Origin of the sequence: Micromonospora pisi, assembly GCF_003633685.1 — a bacterium.
Lineage (GTDB): Bacteria > Actinomycetota > Actinomycetes > Mycobacteriales > Micromonosporaceae > Micromonospora_G > Micromonospora_G pisi.
The window spans coordinates 77,991-104,639 of the sequence record NZ_RBKT01000001.1 but is presented as its reverse complement, the minus strand read 5'-3'; the positions used below and the strand labels follow the sequence as shown (position 1 = coordinate 104,639).

The window sequence follows — 26,649 nt, the reverse complement described above, 5'->3', positions numbered from 1 at the left end:
TAGCCGTCGAGCGTGGTGCGTCCAGACACAATGACATCCGGAATTGTCGATGAGCGGAAGCCGTTAGCAGAGCGGAATGGTTGAGCCTGGTGGACGGCTATCGACGCGCAGGTCGCTGAGGATGGAGGCGAGTCGGGCTGCAAGAGCCGCATCGGCGAGCGTGAGTTCCGCGATCAGCGCGGCCGTAGCTGCGGAGAGAGCGCGGGTGAGCTCGGCCTCGTCGAGCGCACGGACCAGGGTGGTGTTCAGCGGTGCGGTCACTTCTGAGGGAAGCAGGTGGGCGCCTTTCGCGTAGCTGGTGGGATGACCGAGGCGCAAGCAGGCCAAGGCGAGAACCTGGCCGCGTAGGGCGCTGATCCACTGCTCGGCCTGCCACCAGCGGTGTCGTTGGATGCATGTCCACGCGTGCAGGGCGTGGTGCCATCCCAACCCGGCCAGAGTCCGCCGACAGGGGGACGGATCTTCCTTTGCCTGTGCGGGATGCCCGAAGACGGTACGCCAGTTCGGACCAAGCGGCCCGAACTCCGCAGCCGGGGTGAACCCAATGTCCACTTCGAGCATCTCGGGAAGCAGGAACACCCGATACACCGACGAGCCGGACGGCAAGTCCCAGTGATGAACGGCGGCGAAGTCACGGTAGAGCAGTTCAGTCCAGCGGCGTATCGCTGAATCCAGCGAACCTTCGATACCGAACGCCAGGTCGATGTCCGACCATCGGTCGCCGCCGTCGACGGCGTGGGATCCGGTGATGGCGGCCCCGACGACGGCGGGGTCACCTTCGGCTAAGCCGAGCAACTGCTCCCGGGTCGAGTCACGCTTGCCGATGGAGAACACCGCGCCACCCTATCGCCTCGATTCCGGTGACATATGCGTTTACTGGTGGCCGCAAGGCATCCTCTCCTGCCGCGATCCGCGCTTACGGATCGTGGCTGCCTGCGTCTCACAGGACGTCTGGACGTGCTGTCTGAGGGTGGGGTTTTGCGTCGGAACCCGGCCGATGGTGCGGTCAGTGTTCGGCGGACGTTGCCGGTGGCCGTAGCACACAGAACTCGTTGCCATCGGGATCGGCGAGCACATGCCAAGCCCAGCCGTCTTCCTCGATCGGGCCGTCCGTGATGCACTGCGCACCCAGAGATACCAGCCTGGACACCTCTGCCTCCAGGTCAGGTACGCGCAGGTCCATATGCATCCTGTTCTTGTGCGTCTTCGGCTCGGGAACTCGCTGTAACAGCAGCTCAACGCCGTCTCCGTCTGTGGGTAGCAGTCGCCGGTAACGCCCCGGCGAGAGCGGCTCCGCGACATACCCGAGTGCGCCGCACCAGAACGCCCCCGAGCGAGCCAGACCAGAACGCCCCCGAGCGAGCCAGATCGGCACAGTCCAGGACTACCGCCAACACAACGTCATGCCGTCCACCGAAACGAGCTGGCCCGCCAGTCATAGCAGCAGGTTATGCGACGACCCCACCCAGCCGCGTCAGCACTCCGGCAGGGTGTCGCTTCCTAGAAATGGCCATCCGAATCTGCCGCCGACGGGGCACCAGGAGGCGGGAGCCCTCATCACTCACCGTGGGCATCTGGCACCGCATCGACCCGATCCCCGTCTCACGTACGTGTCGATGTGCGCGCACCTCGCACGGCCGCATGTGGATCGATGGCGTTGCGTATCTCACTGACCGCCTGACACGGAGCTAATGAAGCTGAGGAGAAGTCCGGTTGTATGCGGAGGATCTTCGAGCATGGGTGAGTGGCCGACACCGGGCACCAACTCGACTTTCGCACCTGTAATGGAGCGGTACAATGCCGCCGATGAGGATCGCCACCTCTGGTCGAGCTCGCCGAAGATGACCAGCAGTGGTTTGCCGAGGCTCGTGAGCCGATCCGAAAGTGGTCGCTGGGTCAGATAGTCGTTGGACGCCCGCGATGTTGCCGTGAGCGCGTGGTAGGTCAAGCTGCGCGAGTCGCCGACGAGCTGCTGCGGGACGTGGAAGCCTGGCGCGAACGCGGTGCTCACAAGCCCCGGCGCAGAATTCCATCGGTCCGAAGTCGCCACAGTAGTTGACCCAGCACAGGAACGAAGACGAGCTTGCCCACCGGCCCGTCCGAGATGAAGGCGTCCAGGCGAGGTCCGGTGTTGATGAGCGCAAGTGCGGTCACCAGGTCGCTGCGGTGCTCGGCGAGCGCGGTGGCGACGTAGCCGCCGGTGGAGTGGCCGATCACTGTGGCGTGTTCGATGCCGAGTTGGTCCAGTGCCTGCCCGACGTGGCGTCCTTGCTGTGAGATCGCATAGCCGCCGGCCGGTTTGGCGGAACGGCCATGTCCGAGCAGGTCGATTCGGATGACACGATAGGACGTTGCCAGCGTCGGAACTATCGGACTCCACCACTCGGTCGAGGCACCGAGCCCGTGGATCAGCACGAGTGCCGGAGCGTCGCGGGGTCCGTCCTGGCTGACGTTGATGTCGCCGCCGTCGAGATGCAGGGTCGAGTCTCCGGTGGCAGGGGCGGTCTGCCAGTTCACCATTGCCGCGTTCGCCAGGAGCAATCCGACGACCGTGAGCAGGGTTGTCGAGGCGATGATGCGGCGTCGCCGACGGGCGCGACTCCCACGCGGCTGCTGGTCGGGCGAGCGCGGATCAGCCTCGTCGAGCTGGTTGCCGGGGGCTGGCGATGTCGTCATGAAGCCCACTGTCGTTGCCCTGCGGCACCGCTGGCTTGAACAAATGTTCCGGTCGACCGGCCCGCGTAAAATCTGACGATGCGTTCTACCGTTCGCGGACGTGGCGATGCGACCCTTTGGGAGGTCACCCGCCCCGCGCGGCCCAGCCGGGTGGCCGGTGTCAGCATGGCCGGATTTCGTGATCGCGGCGTGACCGCAGTCGGCCAGCGGGTGATCCCACACCCGGCGGTGACGCTGGCCCTGGAGTTCGGCTCCGGCCCGCTCATCGTGGACGATGCCGCAGGGCGGCAACAACGGGGAAGTCTCGTCGCCGGGCTCGGATTCGGATCCGACGCGCTCTGGGTGCCCGCGGGGAGAATTTCGAGGCCGTGCAGGTACGCCTGTCCCCCGTTATCGCTCGCGCAATTCTAGGCGTGTCGCCGGGCGACCTAGACGGTGCCGTAGTAACCCTGGACGACGTGTGGGGCCGACAGGCGTCGCACGTGCGTGAGCAACTGTGCAACGCCTCGTCGTGGGAGGACCGGTTTGCGTTGGTCGACGCGTTGCTCGCCGACCAGTGGCAGGCTGGGTCGCGTACCGCAGGATCACCCGTGGATCCGGAGGTGGCCTGGGCCTGGAAGCGAATCCTCGTCAGTCGTGGCCAAGCACGGGTCGACAGACTGGCGGCTGAGGTCGGCTGGAGTCGTAAACGTATGTGGTACCGGTTCCACTCGCAGATCGGCGCGGCGCCCAAACGCGCCGCAAAGCTGGTCCGCTTCGACCACGCCATCCACCGCCTGGTCGCGGGTGAACACGCAGCCCGAGTCGCCGCCGATAGCGGCTACTCCCACCAGTCCCACCTACATCGCGACGTCGTGGCGTTCACCGGATCGACCCCGGCGACCGCAATCGGTCAACCATGGCTGGCGGTTGACGGCATCGCGTGGCCCGATCGCATCGCAAGCCAGCGAACAGCCGCTCACACCCCCGCGCAGCTACAGTAACGACCTCCCCGGCGACGCCTACCCCCTGGCGCTGACAGAGCCTCCGCACCACCGAACGCTATGGTCATGTGCGCACCCATGCCGCCGTCCGGGCGCGCTACCCTTAGCCAGAACCGTTACGCTCCGTGCCCGACCTCGGGTGTCGACCCACGTCCGAAACTGGCACCCCTCTGTGTCAAGAGGCGGCGAGGAGCGGTGTTCTAGGCTGGGGTTCGGCGGGTCCGGGAAGTGACTGTTCCGAAGTGTCGACCATGGGGATTGGGTCGGCCGCGCTGGATTGAAGAGTCGTCCCCACGTGTCCTCCCGGGCCCGTCCTCGCCGATGCGGCGTCTTTGATCATCTGCTTGTAGACGACGTCGGACAGGCGTCGTTTCAGGCAGCGTATGGCCTCCATCGGGGTCTTGCCCGCGGCGAGTTTGCGCCGGTAGTACGCGCGACCTTCGGTGTCGTGCCGCATCTGGACGATGGCCATGATGTGCAGGACCCGGTTGATGCGCCGGTTCCCGGCCCGGGACAGTCGATGGCGTTTCTGGTCGCCGGACGAGGCGTCCAGAGGCGCGGTGCCGTTCCAGGCGGCGAAGTGGCCACGGGTCGCGAACCGGCTGACGTCACCGACGTCGCCGATCAGCCGGGCGGCGCCGGACGGGCCGATGCCGTTGAGGTCCTGCAGACCACTGCCGGTGGCGGCGACGAGTTCGCTGAGCTCCTTGTTCGCGGCCTTGATTTTCTTGTCGACCTGGGCCAGCTCGGTGATGAGTTCTGACGTGAGTCGCCGGCGGGTGGATCCGACCAGGTCACGGGGTCGGACCGTGTTGAGTAGTGTCCGGGCCTGCGGGGCGGACAGGAACGTCTTCGCCCCGCCGGGCACCAGTTCCAGGAGCAACTTGTGAATGCGGTTGAGTAGGTCTGTACGGGCATGACCAAGACCATCGCGACGGTCGACCAGTAGTCGCAGCGCGATGGTCGCGTCGTCGACGGCCACCTCCCGTAAGCCCTTGGCGCGTAACGCCGCGACGGCCACGCTGTGGGCGTCGACCGGGTCGGTCTTGCGGCCCTGACCGGTGTCGAAGACCCGGGCCCGCGCGGACAGCTTCGCCGGCACGTCGATCACAGTCTCCCCGTCGGCTACGAGGCGTTGAGCGATGTGCCGGCCGATGCCGCTGCAGCCCTCGACCGCCCAAACACGGTCCTTGTGCTGTCGGCCGACCTTGAGCATCGCCTGGTAGCCATCACGGTCGGTGGCGAATCTGCCTTGGGCAAGGATCTGCTCGCGGTCGTTGATGATCTCAATAGTCGCGGACCGCTTGTGCGGATCCATGCCGATGATGACGCGTCCCACGCTCGTCCTCCTCGATCAAACCGGGCTGAATCCGGCGAGGAGGGCAGCGCTACTTCGAGCTGGGCAGACCCCTCTTGAGCCTCTCCGCGCCACGGTGACCGGCAGGACGCATGCCAAATGAGAGCCACACCAACTCGCGGTGGGCAGCCGATGAGAGAGCTACCCCGCCGGTCACCTCGACCAAGCCTGGCCTGGCTGCGGTCGTAGCACCAGTACATAAGTAGCCGATGAGCGGATGCGCGGGAAGCTCATGGGGTGTGATGATCGGCTGAGTTCCCCCCGCTTTGATGGAGCGGTGGTTACCTGCTGCCGGCCGGCGCAGGGGTGGCGATAGGTGGCTCGGCTGGGTTGCTCTGGCGGATACGCCAGGCGGTTTCGTACTCGTCGGGGCTGAGGTAGCCGAGTTCCTTTTGGATGCGGCGGGTGTTGTACCAGCCGTCGATGTAGGCGAAGATCGCGTTCTCGGCCTCGTCTCGCGTCCGCCAGCTCGTGCGGTAGACCAGTTCGATCTTCAGGGTGGACCAGAAGTTCTCCATCAGTGCGTTGTCGTACGAGTCGCCGACGGAGCCCATCGAGGGCAGGATTCCGTTGTCTTGCAGGCGTTCGGTGAAGCGGAACGACGTGTAGTTCGAGCCCCTGTCCGAGTGGTGGATCAACTGGCCGTCGCGGACGTCGCGGGACCAGATGCCGTATTCGAGGGCGGCGAGGATCAGGTCGGTGTCGCAGCGGTCGGAGGTCTTCCACCCGACGATGCGGCGGGAGAAGACGTCGCGGACCGCAGCGAGCCAGAACACGCCCTCGCCGCAGGGGATGCGAGTGGCGTCGGCGACCCACAGCCGGTTCGGCCCGGCAGCGGTGAACTGCCGGTTGACCAGGTCCGGTGCCGGCGTGTGCCGTGGGTCCTGCTTCGTGGAGCCGCCGCGCCAGCCGCGACGGAGGAACGCGCCCTGCCAGCCCTGGGCGGCCATCAACCGCTCGACCCGCTTGCGGCCCACCCGGATGCCGTCGCGGCGTAGCTGCCGGTGTACCCGGTCCGCGCCGTAGGTGTGCCCGGACGTGGCCCAGACCTCGTGGATGTTGGAGAGCAGGCCCAGGTCGACCACGTCGCGGTCGCAGGGCTGTTCGGCCTGCTTGACCCACGCGTAGTACGTCGAGGCGCCGATGTTGAGGACCCGTAGTAGGAGCGCGACCGCGAACTGGTCACGATGTTCGTGGATGAACCTCATGACCGTCGCCGGGTCGGGTCGAACTCCGCCGCGAAATACGCGCTCGCCGCCTTCAGGATCTCGTTCGCCCGCCGCAGCTCGCCTACCTCTTTACGCAGCCGCCGGTTCTCCTCGGCCATCTCGCTGGTGGGCCGGTCGTGACGCTCACCCGCATCAGCCTCGGCCTGCCTGATCCAGTTCCGCAACGCCTCGTGATGCACGCCGAGTTGCTCGGCCAGGCGCCGGATCACCGGCTTCGGGTCCGACTCGCGGTACAAACGCACAGCACGCTGACGTAGCTCATCGGGGTACTTCTTCGGTGCGACCACAGAAACTTCCTCCCCACGGCCATCAGACCATGATCAAGAAGCTCCATGAAAGCGGGGGTGGCTCACGGCAGACGTTGTCAGTCCGGCAGGACGGTGATCGTGTCGTTCGCCTGGATGTCTGGCACCGTGCCGGTTCTAGCGAATTCGGCCCAGATACGGCGAACGACGTAACCCCGGCCTTCCACGTCAGCCCAGTCAGTTGACCCGAGCAGCGCCGCGCCTTGCCATGCCTGGCGTGTGCCAAGCAAGAGTGGCAGGTCGGTGAGGTGTGCGGCCCCGTAACCGTTGTCGTATGGCCGCCAGGTCATGCGGTACCGATATGCGCGACCACCCGCCGTTCGGTGCCGGACAACAAACCGTCGGGCAGGCGTGTCGTACATGCTGCGGGTGGACGGCGTCACGATCAGCCGCCGCGCGCGGCTACCGATCACCGGCAATCGGAACACACCTTTGAGGGCTGGAACGAGGGCCGCGACTACGCCGGTCTCCTCCAGAGTGCAGCCGATCAAGACATCGACGCGCTGGGCCGCCTCTTGCCAGGCCCTATCCCGGTCGGCCTCACCCGGTACCGGCGGGAATCCGTACTGCACCCCGAACGGCATTCTGCTTGCCATCCCAAACCGTCGCGCTGCCCGCTCCGCCACCGGCTGCAACGCTATGATCTCCTCGACCGGGGCGTCCCGTGACAACTCACCGACGGCCGCGAGCATCGCGTCGGTCATGGCGGCTCGGCCCGTGGTGACGCCAAGTGGGGCACTCTGCATGATCACCCGCCGGAACAGCCCTTCTGCACCTTCGCTGATCATCAGGTGCGCGATCGCGTCCGCGCCCGAGGACTGGCCGAACACTGTGACCAAATCGGGGTTACCACCGAATGCGGTGATGTTGTCCCGAACCCACCACAGTGCTGTCAGCTGGTCGAGCAGGCCAAGGTTTGCAGGCACGTCGGCGCCGTCACCGAGGAAGCCGAGCATCCCGAGCCGATAGGTGACCGCGACGACGATCACACGCTGTTCGGCCACGAACGCGCGGGGATCATACTGGGCTAGATCACCGGCTCCCGCGACGTTGCCGCCGCCGTGGATCCAGACCAGTACCGGTAGCCGCTCGTCATCGCCGAGGGTGGCCGGCGCGGTGACCGACAGCCGCTGGCAGTTCTCAGTCGTGCCCAGGTCGTCGCGGCCGATCAACCGATCGAACAGCTTCGGCGGCAGTTGCGGCGCGGCCGGCGCCCGCTGGAATGCGTTGACCGGTGTCTCGTATCGCATGACTTGAACCGGAGGAGCGAACCGTGGCGCCTCCGCGTACGGAATGCCCAGCGCCCGCACTACATCGCCGTCGACCCGACCTACGACGACTCCGGCGTCAAGAGCGAAGCGTCGCTCGGCCGGGTCAGCCACGACGGGCACTTTCGGTCGCCTTCATGCGGCGCCCGAGCATGTGTCGACGGCGTTGGGGGGCTAGGGCGGCCACGCCAACTCCTTCAAAGAGCGGTCATTCGCTTCAACGGTAGATGCGGCCTGACCGGTTATCCAGAACGAGGGAGTCACGAGGTCCCACCGAACGGGACACTCTGCTCGGCGGCCGGCACACGGCGATGTTGCCACGATCACCCAGGCGGCCACCACCGAGACCCGGTGCACGCACATGCCGCAGATAGCGCGCGGCCCGTCGGCTCCGTCGGCGGTGACCTCGCTGTGCAGGGTGACGTCCTGGACTTCGATGCCGGGCCGTTGTTCGATGCTGTCCGCGATGCGGCGCAGCAGTGCCGGGACACTGTCTTGGCCGCGGCCTGCCGGATTGGCCTGTGAAGCCGCGACTCGGCCCGCCCGTTCACCTCCGCCCTTCGGCGCCGGATGCAGCGATTGGCGGCGGGCGGTACGGACGAAGATAGGGGCGGTGGGGTGACATCCGGGATCTGTGGGGATCGGGCGGCCGGCGGTGCGCGGATAATGGGGGGATGAAGCGAGAGGTTCGCCTGATGCGGTTGGCCGGGACGCGCGCCGACGGTGCGGTGGCGACGGGCGCGGCGGCTACAGGCGCGCGGGCTGCGGGGGCGGCGTCGCTCGGCGCCCTGGCCGTCGGGGCGCTGGCCGTTGGGGCCGTGGCCGTTGGGGTGCTGGTCATCGGGCGGTTAGCTATCCGCCGGGCGGTGGTGCGGGAGCTGCGCGTCGGCCGTTTGGAGATCGACGAGCTGGTGGTACGGAGCCGACCCGCTGCCGAGGGATAACCCGCTCGCGCAGTGGACGAGTCCGCATCTAGTGCTCTGACCACAAACGTTCGCCGGGTTGGTTACCGGCTTCGCCGTCGGATCATCTCGTCGTACGGTGTGGCGATGACCAGGACGGCTCGTGGACGGTTCCGGTGGAGGACGAAGATCCGGAGAGGGCTGCCGTGGTTCCTGGTCAACCGTGGCCTGGCGAGTAAGGGCACGGCTGACTGCGGTGACCATGAGTGGTACAAGGCTGACGGTGAGGTCGAGCGCTGCTACCACTGCGTCGTGGGACAGCGGCACTATGATCCGGCGCATTTCAGTGCAGGCTGATGACCGGCGGCTGGTGTGTTCAGGCTGCGCGGGCGGGGGCCTGACCCCAGCGTCGTTGGCGTTCACTGCGGACGCGGGCGCGTTCACGGCGTTGGGCTGCCAGGACGTCGGGGTGGCGGGCGTTGGTGTTCCGCCAGCGTAAGTATTGATGCAGATGGCGGGTCAGCGTCGTGTGGTTCTGGTGGTCCGAGCCGGCGATCACGAAGGTGCGTAGCGGCCCGAAGTGGGCCTCGATCGGATTCGCCCAGGACGCGTATGTCGGTGTGAAACACAACTCGACCTTGTTCCGCGCCGCCCACCCCCGGATCGTTGCGCCCTTATGCGCGGACAGGTTGTCGAGGATGACGTAGATCGGTGCACCGTCCGGCCGGGCCGCGCGGATCGACTTGAGCGCGGCCAGGGTGTTCTTGGCGGATTTCTGCTGACGGACGACACCGAACATGGTGTCGTCACCGACCGAGTAACAGCCGTGGAACTGCCGGACTCCGTGCAGCTTGTGGTAGTTCGCCGGCAGCCGGCGCGGTTTGCCTTTCGGTCGCCAGCCGGAGCCGGCCTGCGGACGGATCGTCAACGGCCCGAACTCGTCGAAGGCGAACACCCGTTGCGGGAAGTGCTGCATGACGTGCTCGATGCGGGTCAGCTTCGCTTCCCGGTCCGGGTCAGTGGACTCCTTCCAGGTCTTCGTCCGCTGGAACGTGATCTCATGCTTGCGCAGCAACTGCCGCAGCCGTTCCCGGCTGATCACGACACCCCGATCCGGGTTGACGGCCAGGTAGTCGACGAGCTTGCGGATACTCCACCGGGTGAACGGCCGATCGAGCGTGGCCGGGCGGGTGTTGGCCGTCGCGACGATGAACTGCTCATCGTCATCACTGATCTGGCGGGGACGGCCACCCGCCCACTGAGGGTCCAGGCTGGGCATCCCCATCTCGTTGAACCGGTGGATCACCTGCCGAACAGAGTCCTCATCGGCCTGCACCAGGCGGGCGATCACCGGCACGCTGTTACCGCCCGCGGAGGCCAGCACGACCATCGCCCGCCGCAGCCGCACCGTCGAGCCAGTCCCACGGCGCACCATGCGCTGCAACCGCTGACCCTCTTGATCACTTAATCGGCGTACTCGAACAGGTTCTGCCACCGCCCCAGCCTGAACCACCCACGCACCTGCGCCTGCAGGCGCAGCGGCGTGTCATCCAACACCGCGAACGTTTGTGGTCAGAGCACTAGCCGCGATCCACGCTCATCCTTCCGTCCTCCTGTGACCCAACGTAGTTAGATCAGGCAGCCGTCCTGGTGGCCGACGGCAGTCCTCGATGCACCCGACGTCGATGCGGCGGCTTGTGGATCTTTGTAGCTCATCGTGTACCTGGCTCTGCACTCCAAGCCGTACCCCGACAGCTGCAGCGGGTTCCAGGGTGGCATCCCATCGGTGCTCGCGGCAATGCTGCACGAACAGGTCTGTCCAACCAACGGTTTGTGATGTGGGGATGTCGTAGTGGTACCGCGTCGGGCGTCGCGGGAACGACGCCGCAGCGCGTCCAGCGTCGGGTCCGACCACGACGTAGTCGCTCAGCATGCGGAACTGCTGAGTCGAGTGCTTTGACACTCCCGCGCCTCGCTCTTCTGGGGGAGTTAGACCCACCCAAGGAGGGAGGCATTGTCGTGCTGGCTTGGCGATGCTGCTGGTATGCACGCTTTCAGAGGTCCTCGCTGGGCGCACGGCGCCTTCGCATGGTTGATCTTCTTTGTGGTGTCCCATGTGATCCTGGTGTTCTTCCCCGGTGACGATCCGACCGGTGACGGACCCTGGGGCATGAGGGCCTATGTGATCTTCAACATTGTGCTCATCTCGATGTCGGCCGTCGGGGCGGTCGTCGTCCTCGCCACAGTCCGCCCGTGGGCTCAACATCTTCCCCGGTGGATACTTCTGACGCCGCTGTTTTGTGGCAGCCTGCTGCTCGTCATCCGGGGTGTTCCAGGAATGGCCGAGAATTTGCTGATGGTCGCAGGTATCCGTCGCGGCGGCTTTGTGGGGGCCGCAGACATCTCCACGGTCGAGTTCTGGACCGGCATCGGGATCAACACCTACTTCTTCACAGGGGCCGTGTTGCTGGTTGGGGCAACCGTCTCCTACGGCCGCCGATCAGCGGAAAGCGCTCCGAACGATCACCGGATCCGTCTGTGTGCGGGCTGCGGTCTACCTGGATCGCGGGCGCGTTCCACCGACCCGCTTCCACCGGCGCGGACTTGCAGTAACGAAGCCCCTGATAACCACAGCAGACAAGGGAGTATCCGTGGATCAGTCGTATGACGCCGTCGCCGCGTGGCGGGCCGCCGGCGAGGCCCGTGACGCCGCCGGTGCGGTCGCCGCCCTCAGCCCTGATGTCACTCTGGTCTCGCCGATCACCGAGCAGTTCACCTTCCAAGGCCACCGGCAAGTACGCACATTGCTCGAAGTGGCCCTGGCCGCGATCGATGACATCACCTACACCGACCAGGTCGCCGAGGGCCGTACCGTGGCGCTCTTCTACGAGGCGCAGGTCGGCGCGACGCGTCTCTACGAAGCCCAGCGGTTGCGCCTGGGCGCCGACGGCCTGATCAGCGACATCACCCTCTACGTCCGGCCCTTGCCGGCGCTCACTCTGCTGATGACTCGCCTCGGGCCCGACTTGGCCCGACGCAACGGACAGCCGGGCCTGGCCAGGCTGATCCCGCTCGCCAGCGGCGCGATGCACTCGATGGCCGCCACCGGTGAACAAAGAATCATGCCGAGATTGGCACCCCGGTAGCAGCTCCTTCTGTCAGCAATCGCCGCCAATGAACGCCCCACCGCCGATCGAGACGCCCTCATCTGGCACCCGTTACGTTCTTGGAGCCCTCGTGTTGGGGGTGTAGGCCAGCGGTTTCGGCATGACTCATGGCTCCTGTCGTCATGATCTCAGAGGTGGTGTCACCGGGACCGCAGGGCGTTCGTGACCGCTTATAGGGACCTGGCCGGTGCAGTGTGGAGGCCTTTGTAACGTGGCTGCCGGCGCGTCGTCCGCGGCTGGCCTACCCACCGTGACAAGGAGCGCCTGTTGACCAAGTCCCATGACATCAGCCCCGGCGGGGGCCGCGGATTCGAGATCTTCTGCGGCGTTGACGTAGCCCGGGAAACCCACTACGCGGTGGCTCTCGACCGTGACGGGCGGCGGCTGGTCGAGCGTGCGCTGCCTAACGACGAGCCCGCCCTGCGGGCGCTGTTCGCCGAGCTGGCGGAGCACGGCCGGCTGCTCATGGTCGTCGACCAGCCCGCGTCGATCGGGGCGTTGGCGATCGCGGTCGCCCGCAGCATGAACATCGAGGTCGGCTACCTTCCTGGGTTGGCGATGCGACGCATCGCAGACCTGTATCCCGGTGAGGGCAAGACTGACGCGCGAGACGCATTCGTCATCGCCGACGCCGCCCGGACTTTGCCGCACACCCTGCGGCGGGTCGGCCCGGACGAAGAGACCGTGACCGCCTTGGGTGTGCTTGCCGGCTACGACGCCGACCTCGCCGCCGAGGCGACCCGGCTGACCAACCGGCTGCACGACGCCTTGCTACACGTTCATCCAGCCCTGGAACGGTTACTCGGCAAGCACTTCCGTCGCCGCGGTGTGCTGGAACTACTCACCGCGGCAGGGACTCCGCAGCAGCTTTGCGCACTCGACGAGGACGCGTTGCGTCAAGCGCTGGCACCACGGTCACGGCGTCTCGCGCTGACCCTGCCGGCGCAGATCCACACCGCGTTGGAACAGCAGAGCGTCGTCATCCCCGCCACCGTGCAGTACGGGCGGGTGATCAGCGGTGTCGCCGCCCAACTGCTGGCGGTCCTGGACGAGCGGGTGTCTGTCGCCCACGACCTGGACACCCTTCTGAAGGAGCACCCCCTCGTCGAGGTGCTCATCTCGATGCCCGGCGTCGGAGCCAGAACCGCGGTCGCGCTGCTGCTAACCCTCGGCGACGGCAGCACGTTCCGTACTTCCGGACACCTCGCTGCTTATGCCGGACTGGCGCCCGTCACCCGCCAGTCCGGACGCACCATCCGTAGCGAACGCCAGCCCCAGCGCGGGAACCGGGCACTCAAACAAGCCCTGTACCTGTCCGCGTTCGCCAGCCTGAAGCACCCTGACAGCCGCGCCTACTACGACCGGAAACGCGCCGAGGGCAAGAACCACACCTCAGCGCTTCTCTGCCTCGCCCGACGCCGCACCGACGTCCTCTACGCCATGGTCCGCGACCGCACCCCCTACCAACCCACCGTCCCGTCGAACGACGACGGCACCACAACAACGGCTTGACACGCGTCATAGGGACACCTCTGTGTCAAGAGGCGGCGAGTAGTGGTGTTCTAGGCTGGGGTCCGGCGGGTCCGGGAAGTGACTGTTCCGAAGTGTCGATCATGGGGATTTGATCGGCCGCGCTGGATTGAAGTGTCGCCCCCACGTGTCCTCCCGGGCCCGTCCCGGCCTCCTTGGCGTCTTTGATCATTTGCCGGTAGACGATGTCGGACAGCCGGCGTTTGAGTGCGCGCATGGCTTCCATCGGTGTCTTGCCAGCGGCGAGTTTGCGCCGGTAGTAGGCGCGGCCTTCGGTGTCGTGGCGTAGTTGGACGACGGCCATGATGTGCAGGGCCCGGTTGATGCGTCGGTTCCCGGCCCGGGACAGGCGGTGGCGTTGCTGGTCGCCCGAGGACGCGTCCAGGGGTGCGGTGCCGTTCCAGGAGGCGAAGTGCCCGCGGCTGGCGAATCGGCTGATGTCACCGATGTCGCCGATCAGGCGGGCGGCGCCGGAGGGGCCGATGCCGTTAAGGCCCTGCAGACTGCTGCCGGTGGTTTCGACGAGCTCGGTCAGTTCCTTGTTCGCGGCCTTGATCTTCTTGTCGACCTGCACCAGTTCCGTGATCAGTTCGGAGGCCAGCCGGCGGCGGGTGCGCCCGACCAGATCGCGTGGCCGGATCGTGTTGAGCAGGGTCCGCGCCTGGGCGGCAGACAGGAACTTCTTCGCCCCACCGGGCAGCAGTTCCAGCAGCAGCTTGTGGATGCGGTTGAGCAGGTCGGTGCGGGCGTGACCGAGACCATCGCGGTGGTCCACCAGCAGCCTCAACGCAACCGTCACATCGTCGACGGTGACCTGCCGCAAACCCTTCGCCCGCAGGGCTGCCACGGCGACGCTGTGGGCGTCGACCGGGTCCGTTTTGCGGCCCTGACCAGTGTCGAACACCCGGGCCCGCGCGGACAGCTTCGCCGGCACGTCCACCACGGTCTCACCGTCGGCGACGAGACGTTGAGCGATGTGCCGGCCGATGCCGTTGCAACCCTCCACCGCCCAGACCCGGTCCTTGTGCTGCCGGCCGAGGTTCAGCATCGTCTGGTAGCCGTCGCGGTCGGTGGTGAACCGGCCCTGCGCGAGGACCTTCTCGCGGTGGTTGATGATCTCGATGGTCGCGGACCGCTTGTGCGGATCCATACCGATAATGACCTGTCCCACGCTCGTCCTCCTCGATCAAACCGGGGCTGAATCCGGCGAGGAGGGCAGCGCTACTTCGAGCTGGGCATTCCCCTCTGGATCCTCTCCGCGCCACGGTGACCGGCAGGACGCATGCCAGATGAGAGCCACACCAAATTGCGGTGGGCAGCCGCCGAAAGAGCGACCCTGCCGGTCACCTCGACCAAGCCTGGCCGGGCTGCGGTCGTAACACCAGTAGATAAGTAGCCGCCGACCGCGCGGCGGCACCCTCAGCCGGAGCCGCCGCGCTCCGTGTCGGCCGTCGGCTGCGACCGGAGCCCGGAACTGTCGAGATGTGCGCACCCGATCACGGCGGCAGCGATGCCGACGTCAGCGCGTGCGGCCGTGGGGCACCCGGTCGCCGGGCTCGCCCACGTGGCACCATGTTGCGCTGTGGATCATCAGGGGCAGTTTCGTCGTGCAGCGCTCGCGTTGGGCATCCCGGACGACGAGGTCAGCCGGTTCATCCAGCACCTCCGTTTGTCGATCCGGTTGAGCGGGGGATCCGGCGGTGTTCCGGTCGGGCAGTTCGGTGGGTTGCCCCGGCTGCCGGTGGGCATGGACTGGCCGTCCGACGGGGTCAGTCCGTTGCCGTTCATCTTCTCGGTCGACTGTGCGGCGCTGCCAAGAGTCGACGGCTTCGGCCTGCCGGCAGACGGCTCGCTGCTGTTCTTCCAGGACCACGAGCAGGCCGCTGCCACCGGGGAGCGGAGGTACGGGCGCGTCGTGTATGTGCCGGCCGGTACCGATACCGAGGTGGCGACAGGATCCACCGACGACGCGTTCGTCGGCGAGCAGTACGACGTCGGCGCCAGGCTGCGCGCGGAGTTCCCCGATTGGTTCGGGGCGGACGACGAGGACGAGGACGACCTGTCGCCCTTCCAGCAGCAGTTGGCCCGTGACCTCGAGCGTGACCTGCCGCACCTTGACGAACTCTGTGCTCTGGCCAACGATCTCTGGCCGCCTGACAACGGGTACGCCAGCGCCTATATCGGCGGGTATGCCGACGAGGAGGTAGTCAAGAGTATTGCGGAGCAGACCCTCGCGTGGCGCGAGAAGACCGGCGAGATCGTCATCCCGGTCGCGAAATGGTATTCCCATGTGGAGAAGGAAACGCACCGGCTGACGAGTGAGTGGGTGTCGCTCGCCCACTTTCCCGTAGACAACGAGCTTTATTACCGGAGTGACGGTAGTTTCGTGATCCGTCACGACGACCTGGCCGCTGGTCGGCTGGACGAAGCACTTTCCGTGGCTGAGTTGATCCCATAGAACACCGGCGGCGCCGGATACGGCCACGATCTGCATTGCCGGCGATGCCGACGCCAGATGCTGGGCATCCGCTATTGCCGAAGAGCGGATGGGCAAGTTTAGTCACAGCTTCTGGTGTCGACCTGTTCTGCCGGTCGGGAACCTGTGTTGTACCTGTGCGCTCGGGATACCCGTCACGAAGCAAACGGGTCCCAGTGGGCGGCGTAGCGGAGCAGGGACAGGGCCAGGTCGGGATGCGCGGCCGCCCATTGCGTGTCGAAGAGGAACAGTTGCTCATAACCGAAGAAGTCGTCGATGTATCGAGCGGCCTGAGCGAGGTGCTCGTCCACCGCGACGCGGGCCTTCAGCGGTGGCTCCGGCAGCTTCCATTGCAGGATTTGCTCGTGGCTGGGCGCCGTCCATTCTCCGAAAATCGACAGGTCGTAGGATTCGAGGGCGATGTAACGGTTTATGGCGGGACCGATGCTGTCGTCGCCGGGCCCGACTAGAGAGCGCAGTAGGTCGGCGTCGAAGCATTCCCGGGACACGGAATCGCCGATACGGCGTAGGTGGTCGGAGAGTCCGGGCAAGCTGACGCCGGGGAAGACGATCGCTCCCCGCTGGTCCAGGTTCGTGCCGTTGTGGTCGGTGTGCTGCCAGCTGATGCGGACCGCGTAGACGGAATTTGGACCGGACCCGGGTGGGTTGACGACGCGGAGCGCCACGTCAGGGGTAAAGGTCGCGCTGGGCGCTCCGGCGCTGGACGGCAGCGGCCAGGTGTGGTTTACGAGGTACATGAGCCGGTCGGGGTGGGCTGTGACTGCCTCGTCCTCGAGAAAGAAGTAGGCCAGGTCTACCTCGTCGTCGTTGGTACGCACTCGCAGCCCTCGCTCGTCGAGGCGGATCGGGTCGTCAGATTCGATCCAGAGGTGCTCGCCTAGGAGCTCGCGCAGCTCGTCAAGGGTCTGCGGGCAGGGCAGGTGGTGTTCCTCAATCGCCTCGAAGATCGAGTCGAGACCGTAGGAGCCGCCGCCGATCTCGGCGTCTAGCAACGCTTCCGGGTCCTCGTGATGCCAGGCGTGCTGAAACCAACCGAGCACTGTCGTGTCCGGCACGTGGAAGACCATCTTGCTGAGCGGGGAGTCCACGCGCGACCGTTCCACGAAATACACGCGAGGAGCCTAGCTGCGCCGGTGGAGATCGCGTATGTCTGATGCGTCGCCCGCTGGCCCGGAACCACGAGCGCTCGGCGGACGTGGCGTGGCCGACAAACTGCCTACGGTGATCAACGACCGCGAAGCCGGAATCCCGCGCTCGGCGGCCTCCGATCGAATGTCCGGATCTACCGCCACCCGTGCGCGCAGGAAGACTACGAGCCGTCACGCTCGGTGTTCGGCGTCCCGTGGTGTCGGCATCCTGAACTGTCGAATTGCGGATGGAACGCTTGCACTACGACCGCAATGCGGCGGCTGTGGCCGCGACGAAGCCGTCCGGGTTGTCCAGCATGATGTTGTGGCCGGCGTCCGGCACGGCGACCACCCGTACACCGGCGTCGGCCAAGGCGCGCGCGCCGATCGGTTCGCTGTCGGCCGGGTGGAGGTACGTGCGCGGCACGGGCAGTTCGAGCAGCAGTTCCCGCATGGTGGGGGTGGTGCCGCGGTCGAGGTGTGCCGCGGTGCGGTAGAGCGCCTCCGGACCAGTGAGCCGCATCGTCGCCGCCCAGGTCGGGCCGACCCGGGTGAGCGTCTCCGATCGGCCGTCGCCTCGTACGAACTGCTCCTCGGTGTAGCGGGCGCGGATGCCGACACCCGGAGGTTGCGGGTCGAGGGTGGCGTCGACAAGGACCAGCGCGGAGACAACGTGCGGATGGCGGGCGGCCAGGACGATCGCGACGGCGCCGCCCATGCTGTGTGCGATCACCTCTGCGGCGCTGACCCCGGCTGTCGTCAGCGCGATAGCGAGGAGGTCGGCGTGTTCCTCCAGCGTGTACGAGGCGTCGGCCGGCCGGTCGCTGATGCCGTGCCCGAGCAGATCCATCAGCAGGCTGCGCCGTCCGGCGAGGGCGGGTTTGGTGGCCACCGCCGCGTAGTACGCCGGCGAGGAGGCGCCGAGCCCGTGCAGGTAGACCCGAGTGGGTTCGGCGCCGGGCAATTCCACCCAGCGGATCGTCGTGCCATCTGGTCGGACCTGGGCGCCGTGCATCACGTACCTCCTGATCGGTACCTCGTGTTCGAGGTACCTCGCTGCCGAGATAAGCTAACACGGTGTTGGAGTTCGCGATAATGGGTTTCCTGGCCGACGCCCCGCTGCACGGGTACGAGCTGCGCAGACGCGTGGCTGCGCTTACCGGTCACGTACGGCCGATCGCGGACGGGACGCTGTACCCGACGATCAAGCGCATGGAACGTGCGGGATTGCTGCGTCGCGACGTGCAGGCTGGTCAGGTGGCGGCACCACGGCACGTGCTGATCCTGAGCCCGGCTGGACGCGCCGAGTTGCTGCGTCAGCTCCGCACACCCGACGAGCTGTTCATCACCGACGAGAACCGTTGGTTCACGCTGCTGGCCTTCCTGCATCATCTCGACGACCCAGCAGCCCAGAGGGCCGTGCTGCACCGCCGGCTCAGTTTCCTCACGCAGCCGGCGAGCTTCTTCTGGGACGGCGACCGACCGCTGCGCGCCGACGACTTTCCCGACAACCCCTTCCGTCGAGGACTGTTCCGCATCGCCACCGCCACCAGCCGCACCGAGATCGCCTGGCTGCGAGAAATGTTGAGATCACTTGCGCGATGACCATCCGGACCGACTTCGGTAGGCCGACTGCCCGCAGCCCATACCAACGCACACATCCGCCGCAGAGCATGTGCTCGGGCAAGGCGTGCGGGCCGCGCTGCGTCGGTCAGCCCCGGTGCAGTTGCCATCTCGGCGTGGCGAGGAGCGGGCGCGAGTCGTGCCTGGGTGGAGCGCCTGCCGCGGCCGGCCCCGGCAGGCGCCGGAGGCGGTTCAGGTGACCCTTGACGAGGTGTTCCGCTGCCGCCGACCGTTACCCGGGATGGTTGGAGCCCTCATCATGCACCGTTGACATCCGGCACGGCATCGATCCGCCTGCGCGCACGATGCCGATGAGAGCGTGCCTACCTACAGCCGCCCGCGCGGGCGTTCCTGCCCGCGAGAGACTTCCGCGACGGACCAGTGGATGACCGGGGGAGAGGGCGGCTCAGGCGGGTGGGTTCCGCGTCTGCCGCCAACCTCGCTGCAGGTGGGTAACCTCTTGGAACACCTCCCGGAAGGTGGCGAAGCGCTGCTCGCCGAGGGCGTGTTCGAGGCGCTCTTCAATGGCGGCCAGGATCGCGCGTGCTTTGGCGATCTCATCAAGGCCGTGTCCGGTGGGGACGATGCGCTTGGCGCGACGGTCGGCAGGGTCGGGCTCCCGGCGGACATAGTTGAGGCTGACGAGCTCATCGACGATCGTACCGATGATCTGTTTGTGTTGACCGGAGCGGGCCGACAGATCGGTCGCGCGCACTCCTTCGGGCTCGAGGAACGCCAGGACCGAGCCGTGCCGCGGGCGTACATCCGGATGCCCCTGCTCGCCGAGGGTCTCGAACAACTCCTCCTGCAAGGCTCGCATCAGCTGCCCGGTCAAAACCCCCAGGTCCGGCTCAGGCTCCGGCACGGTGGCGGTCATCCGAACTCCTTCAATTAGTCACGATCCTTGACTTTCAACAACCGTGACTATACCTTGTTCTCAGTTGATCCCCCCAACCCCCACCACAGGGGCGAACAAGGAGACGCACACTATGAGCACCCCCGGTTTCGACTACACCATCACCCGCACGCTGGACGCCCCGGTCGACAAGGTGTGGGACGCCTGGGTCAACCCCGACAACTACGGGCAGTGGGCCAGCGCCGAGCAGGTCGCCCTGGACGTCCGACCCGGCGGAGCCTGGAGCGCGGTCATGGTCATCCCCGGCGGGGCCCGCATCCCACTGTCCGGCACCTACACGGAGGTCGTACCGAACAAGCGACTGGTGATGGGCATGAACGTGCCCGGCCGCGGTGAACCCGCCATCATGGACCTCGACCTGACCGCCGACGGCGACCGCACCCAGATCACCCTCTCCCAGAGCTTCGACACCGCCGAAGAGCGCGACCAGGCCGAACAGGGCAGCAACATGCTGCTCGACGGCCTGACCAGCTTCCTTGCCGCAGCCTGAACCGCACACCAACTGCGGGTGTTGTGAAAACTCTCAACACCCGCAGTTCCTTCCACCTGCGGAAGAAACATCGTGATGTTCCGACATCTTGCCGCCGCCCGATAATCGCCGAAGAACAAGATCGGACAGCCGATCATGCCGCCGCCGACGTGCTGTGCGACTTGCTGCCGTGACTGCCCGAAGAGGACTACCTGCGCGATCGTCACCGAGGTCGCAGCTCATCCAGCCCTGCGCGCGGTGCTGCGGCGGTCGCGTGGATGGCGCCGGCGGCGAATAGTCATGACCGGAGGAACGTCGTCAGCGTGGCCACGAAGAGGTCGGCGTCGTCGAGCCAGGGGTAATGCCCCGCCCCGGGCTGCACGACGAGCGACGCGTCGGGGAAGAGTCCGGCGTACTCGGCCACCGACGGGGGAGGGCTGTTGACGTCGAATTCCCCGGCGAGCAGCAGGACCGGGGCGGGAAAGGTGGCCAGGGCGGTGCGGGTCGCCTCCGGGTTGAAGGCACCCTCGGAGGCGAAGGTCCTCGCTGCCTCCGGGTTCGGCTGGGCGCTGAAGGTCGCCTGGTGCTCCCTTGCCGTCGCGTCCCAGCGGCCGTGGAAGAACGGGTCGATCGCCGCCCAGTCTTCGTCGCCGGCCCGGTTGCCGGTGACCGCCTCCAGGGCGGCGAACGCGGTCGGGAACCAGGGCTCGTTCTTGCGGAGGCGGGCGGTGTCGAGTCGGGTCTCGCCGGTGATCGTGATGCCGACCGCGAAGGTGCTGGGGTTGATCAGGGCGAGCTTGCGGACGTGCGCCGGGAATCGGGCCGCGTACAGGGTCGCGAGGTTCACCCCGGCGGAGTGTCCGAGCAGATCCATTCGATCGAGTCCGAGATGTTCGCGCAGCGCCTCGACGTCGTCGACCAGACGGTCGCAGCGGTACGAGGAGGCGTCCTCCGGTATCGCCGACTGCCCCGTGCCGCGCAGGTCGAGCATGATCAGTTGGCGGTGCCGGGAGAGGCCCCCGAGGTCGTCGAGGTAGCGGGAGTCCTTCATGGGGCCGCCCGGCAGACAGACGAGGGGTTCGCCATCCCCGGTGACCTGGTACGAGAGCTGGGTGCCGTCAGGTGCGGAGAAGGTGGGCATATGCGGATCTTGTCAGCGTGGATGTGGCCGGGACAACCGGAATTCGGGCGGAGGTCCGCGCGTCGGCCGGGGCGACCTCGGTCAGCGGGGTGCGTCGCCGGCCTCGGCCTGGTCCTGCATCGGCTGGATGCTGCCGTTCGGGCGCAGGCTCTCGGGAATCAGTTCCAGGAGCTGGTCGCGGCGCAGCGGGAGGTCGAGCAGGCTGAGTTTGATCCGGCTGCGGTTCGAGTGGGTGCCGGCGGCCAGGCGTACGACCTGGGACGCGTTCTCGTCGAGGCGGATGCTCAGCACGTCGCCCGGTGCGAGTTCGGTGGACGCGGTGCCGTCGACGTTGACCGCCACCGGCACGCTGTCCGACGCGACGTGCAGGGACACCCGGTCACCGGCGCCGAGCACGATCGACCGGTTGATGCCGGCCATCGGCGCCACCGGGGTGATCACGATCGCGGCCGCCGAGGGCGAGACGATCGGTCCACCGGCGGCGTAGTTGTACGCGGTGGAGCCGTTGGGCGTGGCGACCACCACGGCATCACCTCGGTAGTACCCGTACTGCTGGTCGTTGAGGGTGAGGTCGATCGAGACGGTGCCGGTCCGGCCGTGCCGGGCCAGGATGAAGTCGTTGAAGCCCACATCGGTCCGGAGCGGCCGGGCGCCACTGGATTCGGCGACGAGGCAGCCGTGCGTTTCGATGGTGTAGTCACCGGAGACCAGCCGGGCGAGTGCGTCCACCAGCGTGGCGGGGGTTACCTCGACCAGGAAGCCCAGGTTGCCGTGGTTGACCCCGAGCACCGGCACCGGTCGGTCGACCACCAGTCGCATGGCCCCGAGCATGGTGCCGTCGCCGCCGAGGGAGACGAGTCCCTTGATCTGGGCCCGGAACTGGTCGTCGGGCACCGTGTCGACCTCCGGTGGCAGCCGTTCCACGTCCTGGTCGCGCCCGAGCACCGGGACGGAGTGGGCGGTCGCCCAGTCGATGATCGTGCGGACCGATTCCCCTACGTCCGCGCTGGGGTGGATGACCAGCCCCAGAGCGGTCGGTTCGGCTCCGCCGCCAGCTTTCTCAACGCTCACTCGGACCACCCTAACCACCGGGTCCACCGGTGCGTCGTGTGATCGTCGGGGCCGGCCCGGGCGGTGTCCCGGGCCGGTGGCCGAACCCGACAAACGGTCCTATAACCGCTGCTTCAGGTCGAGTCGGCCACCGCGCCCCCGGCCGGGCGCGAGGACGTACGGAGAAACCAGTGCAGCGCGACCAGCGGCACGACCCCCACCGGGTACCAGGCCAGGTCGGTCGGGTCGAACTGCACACCCAGCACCAGCCGGGCCAGCAGGCTCCGGCTCGACAGGTCGGCCGGCACCCCGGTCAGCTGCGCGCACTCGACCAGCCAGCAGAACCCGACCGCGAACGCACCGGCGGCGACCGGGGCCAGTCGTGGCCAGCCGAACAGCACCCCGGCGTAGACCATCGACGCGTACAACGCGGTGCCGGAGTGCTGTTCGAGAGCGCCGTCGTCGATGGCGCGGATGGCCAGCGCCACCGCCAGGAAGACGGCAGCCGAGGCGAGCGCCAACAGCCGGGTCGCCCGGTGCGTGAGAGACATTCGCAGATCGTAGTCAGGGTGGACCGGCGAGCGTCGCGCCGCCGGACCGACTAATCCCGGTTCACAGCGCATTCACCGGCCCGACGGTCCAGAGTCGATCTTTGGTGCGGCGTTCACCGTACGTTGCGATCGTCTCGTCGTACGTACCGGAGGGTGACCCGTGTCCAAAGTCCGAATAAGCACCACCGCGAGTCTCGTGCTCGCCCTGGTCGCGGGAGTGGCCGGTTTCGCGCCGGCCAGCGCCGCCGCCGACGCGGCCCTCGTCACCGACCCGGCGAGCTACGTGGATCCGTTCATCGGCTCGGCCCGCGACGGCAACACCTGGCCGGGAGCGGTCCGCCCGTTCGGGATGATCTCGTGGAGTCCGACCAGCACCCGTGGCGACCAGACCAGCACCGGCGCCGCCAACGGGTACCAGTACGACACCACCCGGGTACGCGGATTCAGCCTCACCCACGTCAACGGCGCCGGTTGCAACCCGGGTGCCGCAGGTGACGTGCCGATCATGCCGTACGTCGGCGCGGTCGACTCCTCACCGAGCGCGGACACCACCGACAGCAAGTACGCCAGCAACTTCTCGCACGCCCGCGAATCCGCCGACCCGGGCCGGTACACCGTCACCCTCGACTCCGGGGTGAAGACCGACCTGGCCGTCACCACCCGGGCCGGGGTCGGCGAGTTCACCTTCCCCGCTGACCTTCCGGCCAACCTGCTCTTCCGTACCTCGAATTCGCTCAACGGCAGCGAGGACGCGCAGATCGACATCGACGCCGCCAACCGCCGGGTGACCGGTTCGGTGTTGACCGGCGCCTTCTGCGGCCGGCGTGCCAACGGTGGGGTCAACAACCGGAAGACGTACTACCGGCTGTACTTCAGCGCGACCTTCGACCGGCCGATCGTCGGCACCGGCACCTGGACCGATGGCACGCTCACCCCGGGCGGCGTCCACGCCACCGGCGGTGAGGGGTACGCCACCGGCGCGGACCGGGCCGGTCGTGGCTCCGGTGGTTACGTCACCTTCGCACCCGGTGCCGACACACCGGTACGGATGCGCGTCGGCATCTCCTACGTCAGCCTCGCCGGAGCCGAACTGAACCGGGAGACCGAACTGCGCCCGGGCTCCACCGTGGCGAAGGTCGCCGAGCAGGGCTACCGGGAGTGGAACGAACAGCTCCGTACGGTCCGCATCGGTGGCGGCTCTCCCGACCAGCGCACCACCTTCTACACCGCGCTCTACCACGCCATGCTCCAGCCCAACGTCTCCAACGACGTCGACGGCCGCTACCTCGGCACCGACCAGGCGATCCACTCGCTGGCCAAGGGGCAGCAGGCGCAGTACGGCACCTTCTCCGGGTGGGACCAGTACCGGGCCCACATCCAGTTGCTCGCACTGCTCAAGCCGGAGATCGCGGGCGACTTCGCCCAGTCGCTCTACCAGTTCGCCCAGCAGAACAACGGCGTCTGGGACCGGTGGTTGCACAACAACGGCGCCACCCACGTGATGACCGGTGACCCGGCCGCCCCGACCCTGGCCACCTTCGCCGCGATGGGCGTGCGCAACTTCGACACCGTCGGCGCGTACGAGTCGCTGCTGCGGCAGGCGACGGTGCAGAACCCGGACGCCGAGAACGACGGCGGTTGCCCGGGTCAGTGCACCGGTCAGCGGCCCGCCCTCGACCGCTACCTCGACCTGCGTTACGCACCCCAGGACGCCTGCCACTGCTGGGGTGGGGCGGCCGAGACCCTGGAGAACTCGCTCGCGGACTTCTCCCTGGCCATGTGGGCGCAGCGGCTGGGTCGCCCGGCCGAGCAGCAGGACCTGGCCGTGCGCGCCAACTGGTGGCGCAACACGTTCAACTCGGCGGCCACCCCGACCGAGGGTTACCAGCAGGCGCGCAACGCCGACGGTAGCTGGGCCGGCGGCTTCAGCCCGTCCACCGACTTCGGCTTCGCCCAGGGGTCCAGTGCCACGTACACCTGGATGGTGCCGCAGAACGTCTCCGGTCTGGCCGACGCGATGGGTGGCCCGACCAACGCGCAGACCCGGCTCGACGCCTTCTTCCACGACGACGCCGGCAACTGGTCGGTGAAGGGTGGTAGCGCCCTGCGCTACGACCCCACCAACGAGCCCGGCCTGCACGCCCCCTGGCTCTACAACGCTCTCGGCCAGCCCTGGAAGACCCAGGCGACGGTACGGGAGATCGTGGACACCGTGTACGGCACCGGCCCGTCCGGTCTGCCCGGCAACGACGACCTCGGCACCATGTCGGCCTGGTACGTCTTCGCCGCCATGGGTGTCTTCCCACAGGTGACCGGACGGGCCGAACTGCTGCTGGCCAGCCCGCTCTTCCCGACCGTGCGGATCGAGCGGGACAACGGTGTGGAGCTGGTGATCAAGGCTCCGGGTACCTCCGACGCGAACCAGTACGTCCAGTCGGTGCGCCTCGACGGTGAGTCGTACGGCCGGTCCTGGTTGCCGGAGTCGTTCATCCGCAACGGCGGGACGGTCTCGGTGACCCTCGGCGCCGAGCCGAACCTGCGCTGGGCGACCGGCGCGAACCAGGCGCCCCGGGACTTCGTGCCGGTACCCGGCGCCTGTGACGGCGTCGCGCTCCCGCAGCCGTCGCCCGGCACGCCGGGGCCGGACGGCATCGGCTACTGGCCGCTCGACGAGAACACCGGGACCGTCGCCGCCGACCAGATCGCGCGGAACGACGGCACGCTGGTCAGCGGCGCGACCTGGACCCCGGGCCGGACCGGCTCCGGAATCCAGCTCAGCGGCGGCGGCCAGTACGTCGACACCGGTCGGACCATTCTCGACACCACCGGCAGCTACTCGGTCGCGGCGTGGGTACGGCTGGACAACGCCAACGGTGCGTTCCAGACGGTGGTGAGCCAGGACGGTGCTCGTAACAGTGCCTTCTTCCTCCAGTACTCCGGCAGCGACCGGCGGTTCGCGATGAGTTTCGCCAGCCTCCGGGCGGTCGCCCCGATCGCACCGGTGGCCGGCCAGTGGTACCACCTGGTCGGTGTCCGGGACGCCGCCACCGGGCGGCTCGCCCTCTACCTCGACGGGGTGCTGGGCCGGCAGGTCGACGCCTGCGCGGGTGAGGCGTCCACGGGTCCGCTGGTGATCGGTCGGGGCCGGTTCGGCGGGGGACCGGTGGACTACCTGGGCGGCGCGGTCGACCAGGTGCACGTCTACGACCGTCCGCTGGACGCGACCGAGGTCCGGGCGCTGTTCGCATCGGGCCGCTAGCGGCTACGGCGTGACCGGCCGGGGAACCCGTGTTCGCATGGTTCCCCGGCCGGCACCGTCAGCGCCGTACGATGCCTCGGACGAAGGCGGCCTGGCCGGCGTGCTGGAGGTCGTCACCGACCACGCTGACCAGCCGCACGGCCAGCGTCACCGGGGGGTTCCAGTTCGGGTCGACGATCCGGGCCAGGTCCGACTCGGTGAGGTTGGCGACGTACGCGACCGTCCGGCCGTGGACCGCGTCGTAATAGCCGGTCAGCAGGTCGCGGCCCACCCGTACCGCCGCCACCTCTTCGGGGCTGGCACCGTAGCCGGTCGCTCCCGGGTCGAACGGTAGGCCGAACCGCTCCAGCCATCCTTCGGCGGTCCACACCTGCTCGGTCCCGGCGGCGTCGGCGAGATGGTCGTCCTGGATCCGGGTCAGATGCCAGACCAGCCAGGCGATGGTGTTCGCGTCCCGGTCGACCCGGTACGTCAGCTGCTGCTCGCTCAGGTCGCGTACCACGTCGTGGACGAGTTCCCGGATCCGTCCGAACGCGTCGACCAGGATCTCGGCGCTGCTCATGGTGACTGCCTCCTGCCGGCCTACTGGGGAGGGTGGC

General features: G+C 67.5%; 25 protein-coding genes. 9 read left to right on the top strand and 16 right to left on the bottom strand.

Translation table 11 applies throughout. The features are described 5' to 3' along the window. Positions 1 to 63 precede the first annotated feature (63 nt). The 3 genes from BDK92_RS00515 to BDK92_RS00505 form a co-directional block, all read right to left on the bottom strand. Positions 64 to 834, bottom strand: a complete 771-nt coding sequence (locus tag BDK92_RS00515; RefSeq protein WP_121153565.1) for a hypothetical protein — start codon at positions 832 to 834, stop codon at positions 64 to 66. 172 nt (positions 835 to 1,006) lie between these two features. Then, positions 1,007 to 1,375 carry a VOC family protein gene (locus BDK92_RS00510; RefSeq protein WP_211348982.1) on the bottom strand — a complete coding sequence of 123 codons (369 nt, stop codon included), beginning with the start codon at positions 1,373 to 1,375 and terminating at the stop codon, positions 1,007 to 1,009. A 632-nt stretch (positions 1,376 to 2,007) separates the two neighbouring features. Further along, complete coding sequence (locus BDK92_RS00505) at positions 2,008 to 2,676, bottom strand: alpha/beta fold hydrolase (protein WP_211348980.1); 669 nt, start codon at positions 2,674 to 2,676, stop codon at positions 2,008 to 2,010. 482 nt (positions 2,677 to 3,158) lie between these two features. Between BDK92_RS00505 and BDK92_RS40000 the strand changes: the two genes are divergently transcribed. Then, positions 3,159 to 3,659 (top strand): helix-turn-helix domain-containing protein, encoded by a 501-nt coding sequence (locus BDK92_RS40000; protein WP_246016686.1) that lies wholly within the window; start codon positions 3,159 to 3,161, stop codon positions 3,657 to 3,659. Positions 3,660 to 3,834: 175 nt separating this feature from the next. On the opposite strand, the gene BDK92_RS00495 is transcribed toward BDK92_RS40000, so the two are convergent. The 4 genes from BDK92_RS00495 to BDK92_RS00480 form a co-directional block, all read right to left on the bottom strand. Further along, on the bottom strand, positions 3,835 to 4,998 hold the full coding sequence (locus BDK92_RS00495) for an IS110 family RNA-guided transposase (RefSeq protein ID WP_121153563.1): 1,164 nt from the start codon (positions 4,996 to 4,998) through the stop codon (positions 3,835 to 3,837). Between the two features lie 299 nt (positions 4,999 to 5,297). After that, entirely contained in the window at positions 5,298 to 6,224 is a 927-nt protein-coding gene (locus tag BDK92_RS00490) for an IS3 family transposase (protein WP_121153561.1), read from the bottom strand. Further along, a complete protein-coding gene (locus tag BDK92_RS00485) occupies positions 6,221 to 6,532 on the bottom strand; it encodes a transposase (protein WP_121153559.1) in 312 nt (103 codons plus the stop codon). The genes BDK92_RS00490 and BDK92_RS00485 overlap by 4 nt, the downstream gene beginning before the upstream one ends. Positions 6,533 to 6,609: 77 nt before the next feature. After that, positions 6,610 to 7,932, bottom strand: a complete 1,323-nt coding sequence (locus tag BDK92_RS00480; RefSeq protein ID WP_211348978.1) for a carboxylesterase family protein — start codon at positions 7,930 to 7,932, stop codon at positions 6,610 to 6,612. A gap of 560 nt (positions 7,933 to 8,492) precedes the next feature. On the opposite strand from BDK92_RS00480, the gene BDK92_RS00470 reads away from it, so the two are divergent. Continuing rightward, positions 8,493 to 8,762: a hypothetical protein gene (locus BDK92_RS00470; protein WP_121153555.1), complete on the top strand. Its 270-nt coding sequence runs from the start codon at positions 8,493 to 8,495 to the stop codon at positions 8,760 to 8,762. A gap of 334 nt (positions 8,763 to 9,096) precedes the next feature. On the opposite strand, the gene BDK92_RS00465 is transcribed toward BDK92_RS00470, so the two are convergent. Then, positions 9,097 to 10,215: an IS630 family transposase gene (locus BDK92_RS00465; RefSeq protein WP_121161412.1), complete on the bottom strand. Its 1,119-nt coding sequence runs from the start codon at positions 10,213 to 10,215 to the stop codon at positions 9,097 to 9,099. Positions 10,216 to 10,764: 549 nt separating this feature from the next. Here BDK92_RS00465 and BDK92_RS00460 point away from each other — a divergent pair. The 3 genes from BDK92_RS00460 (at position 10,765) to BDK92_RS00450 (ending at position 13,399) form a co-directional block, all read left to right on the top strand. Continuing rightward, a complete protein-coding gene (locus BDK92_RS00460) occupies positions 10,765 to 11,388 on the top strand; it encodes a DUF3995 domain-containing protein (RefSeq protein WP_121153553.1) in 624 nt (207 codons plus the stop codon). Continuing rightward, on the top strand, positions 11,372 to 11,866 hold the full coding sequence (locus tag BDK92_RS00455; protein WP_121153551.1) for a nuclear transport factor 2 family protein: 495 nt from the start codon (positions 11,372 to 11,374) through the stop codon (positions 11,864 to 11,866). The genes BDK92_RS00460 and BDK92_RS00455 overlap by 17 nt, the downstream gene beginning before the upstream one ends. Positions 11,867 to 12,154: 288 nt before the next feature. Then, a complete protein-coding gene (locus BDK92_RS00450; protein ID WP_425462200.1) occupies positions 12,155 to 13,399 on the top strand; it encodes an IS110 family RNA-guided transposase in 1,245 nt (414 codons plus the stop codon). Between the two features lie 25 nt (positions 13,400 to 13,424). Here the strand turns inward: BDK92_RS00450 and BDK92_RS00445 are convergent, their stop codons facing one another. Next, positions 13,425 to 14,588 (bottom strand): IS110 family RNA-guided transposase, encoded by a 1,164-nt coding sequence (locus BDK92_RS00445; RefSeq protein WP_121153549.1) that lies wholly within the window; start codon positions 14,586 to 14,588, stop codon positions 13,425 to 13,427. 411 nt (positions 14,589 to 14,999) lie between these two features. Between BDK92_RS00445 and BDK92_RS00440 the strand changes: the two genes are divergently transcribed. Beyond that, entirely contained in the window at positions 15,000 to 15,875 is an 876-nt protein-coding gene (locus BDK92_RS00440) for a DUF1963 domain-containing protein (RefSeq protein WP_211348975.1), read from the top strand. Between the two features lie 173 nt (positions 15,876 to 16,048). Here BDK92_RS00440 and BDK92_RS00435 read toward each other — a convergent pair whose 3' ends face one another. Both BDK92_RS00435 and BDK92_RS00430 read right to left on the bottom strand, forming a co-directional pair. Further along, positions 16,049 to 17,026, bottom strand: coding sequence for a hypothetical protein (locus tag BDK92_RS00435; RefSeq protein WP_121153545.1), 978 nt, complete (start codon positions 17,024 to 17,026; stop codon positions 16,049 to 16,051). Between the two features lie 277 nt (positions 17,027 to 17,303). Then, positions 17,304 to 18,011, bottom strand: a complete 708-nt coding sequence (locus tag BDK92_RS00430) for an alpha/beta fold hydrolase (RefSeq protein ID WP_246016685.1) — start codon at positions 18,009 to 18,011, stop codon at positions 17,304 to 17,306. Between the two features lie 125 nt (positions 18,012 to 18,136). Here BDK92_RS00430 and BDK92_RS00425 point away from each other — a divergent pair, with 125 nt between their 5' ends. Continuing rightward, entirely contained in the window at positions 18,137 to 18,646 is a 510-nt protein-coding gene (locus BDK92_RS00425; protein WP_121153541.1) for a PadR family transcriptional regulator, read from the top strand. A 424-nt stretch (positions 18,647 to 19,070) separates the two neighbouring features. Here BDK92_RS00425 and BDK92_RS00420 read toward each other — a convergent pair whose 3' ends face one another. Then, positions 19,071 to 19,541 carry a MarR family winged helix-turn-helix transcriptional regulator gene (locus tag BDK92_RS00420; RefSeq protein WP_121153539.1) on the bottom strand — a complete coding sequence of 157 codons (471 nt, stop codon included), beginning with the start codon at positions 19,539 to 19,541 and terminating at the stop codon, positions 19,071 to 19,073. A 112-nt stretch (positions 19,542 to 19,653) separates the two neighbouring features. On the opposite strand from BDK92_RS00420, the gene BDK92_RS00415 reads away from it, so the two are divergent. Next, positions 19,654 to 20,070, top strand: coding sequence for an SRPBCC family protein (locus BDK92_RS00415; RefSeq protein WP_121153538.1), 417 nt, complete (start codon positions 19,654 to 19,656; stop codon positions 20,068 to 20,070). Between the two features lie 277 nt (positions 20,071 to 20,347). On the opposite strand, the gene BDK92_RS00410 is transcribed toward BDK92_RS00415, so the two are convergent. The 3 genes from BDK92_RS00410 to BDK92_RS00400 form a co-directional block, all read right to left on the bottom strand. After that, positions 20,348 to 21,190 carry an alpha/beta fold hydrolase gene (locus BDK92_RS00410; protein WP_121153536.1) on the bottom strand — a complete coding sequence of 281 codons (843 nt, stop codon included), beginning with the start codon at positions 21,188 to 21,190 and terminating at the stop codon, positions 20,348 to 20,350. Between the two features lie 81 nt (positions 21,191 to 21,271). Further along, positions 21,272 to 22,261, bottom strand: a complete 990-nt coding sequence (locus BDK92_RS00405) for an NAD(+)/NADH kinase (protein ID WP_121153534.1) — start codon at positions 22,259 to 22,261, stop codon at positions 21,272 to 21,274. A gap of 113 nt (positions 22,262 to 22,374) precedes the next feature. Beyond that, on the bottom strand, positions 22,375 to 22,791 hold the full coding sequence (locus tag BDK92_RS00400) for a ribosomal maturation YjgA family protein (protein ID WP_121153532.1): 417 nt from the start codon (positions 22,789 to 22,791) through the stop codon (positions 22,375 to 22,377). Positions 22,792 to 22,951: 160 nt separating this feature from the next. Between BDK92_RS00400 and BDK92_RS39995 the strand changes: the two genes are divergently transcribed. Further along, the gene (locus BDK92_RS39995; RefSeq protein ID WP_121153530.1) at positions 22,952 to 26,050 is read left to right on the top strand and encodes a GH92 family glycosyl hydrolase; all 3,099 of its coding nucleotides are present in this window, start codon (positions 22,952 to 22,954) and stop codon (positions 26,048 to 26,050) included. A gap of 58 nt (positions 26,051 to 26,108) precedes the next feature. Here the strand turns inward: BDK92_RS39995 and BDK92_RS00390 are convergent, their stop codons facing one another. Next, positions 26,109 to 26,612 (bottom strand): mycothiol transferase, encoded by a 504-nt coding sequence (locus BDK92_RS00390; RefSeq protein ID WP_121153528.1) that lies wholly within the window; start codon positions 26,610 to 26,612, stop codon positions 26,109 to 26,111. Positions 26,613 to 26,649: the final 37 nt, after the last annotated feature.

What these genes read in the sequence shown, in the direction of transcription:
- BDK92_RS00505 (WP_211348980.1), bottom strand. Translation starts at nt 2,676, where the DNA reads ATGACGACATCGCCAGCCCCCGGCAACCAGCTCGACGAGGCTGATCCG.
- BDK92_RS00410 (WP_121153536.1), bottom strand. Translation starts at nt 21,190, where the DNA reads ATGCCCACCTTCTCCGCACCTGACGGCACCCAGCTCTCGTACCAGGTC.
- BDK92_RS00460 (WP_121153553.1), top strand. Translation starts at nt 10,765, where the DNA reads ATGCACGCTTTCAGAGGTCCTCGCTGGGCGCACGGCGCCTTCGCATGG.
- BDK92_RS00490 (WP_121153561.1), bottom strand. Translation starts at nt 6,224, where the DNA reads ATGAGGTTCATCCACGAACATCGTGACCAGTTCGCGGTCGCGCTCCTA.
- BDK92_RS00390 (WP_121153528.1), bottom strand. Translation starts at nt 26,612, where the DNA reads ATGAGCAGCGCCGAGATCCTGGTCGACGCGTTCGGACGGATCCGGGAA.
- BDK92_RS00470 (WP_121153555.1), top strand. Translation starts at nt 8,493, where the DNA reads ATGAAGCGAGAGGTTCGCCTGATGCGGTTGGCCGGGACGCGCGCCGAC.
- BDK92_RS00400 (WP_121153532.1), bottom strand. Translation starts at nt 22,791, where the DNA reads ATGTCTCTCACGCACCGGGCGACCCGGCTGTTGGCGCTCGCCTCGGCT.
- BDK92_RS00425 (WP_121153541.1), top strand. Translation starts at nt 18,137, where the DNA reads ATGGGTTTCCTGGCCGACGCCCCGCTGCACGGGTACGAGCTGCGCAGA.
- BDK92_RS00415 (WP_121153538.1), top strand. Translation starts at nt 19,654, where the DNA reads ATGAGCACCCCCGGTTTCGACTACACCATCACCCGCACGCTGGACGCC.
- BDK92_RS00420 (WP_121153539.1), bottom strand. Translation starts at nt 19,541, where the DNA reads ATGACCGCCACCGTGCCGGAGCCTGAGCCGGACCTGGGGGTTTTGACC.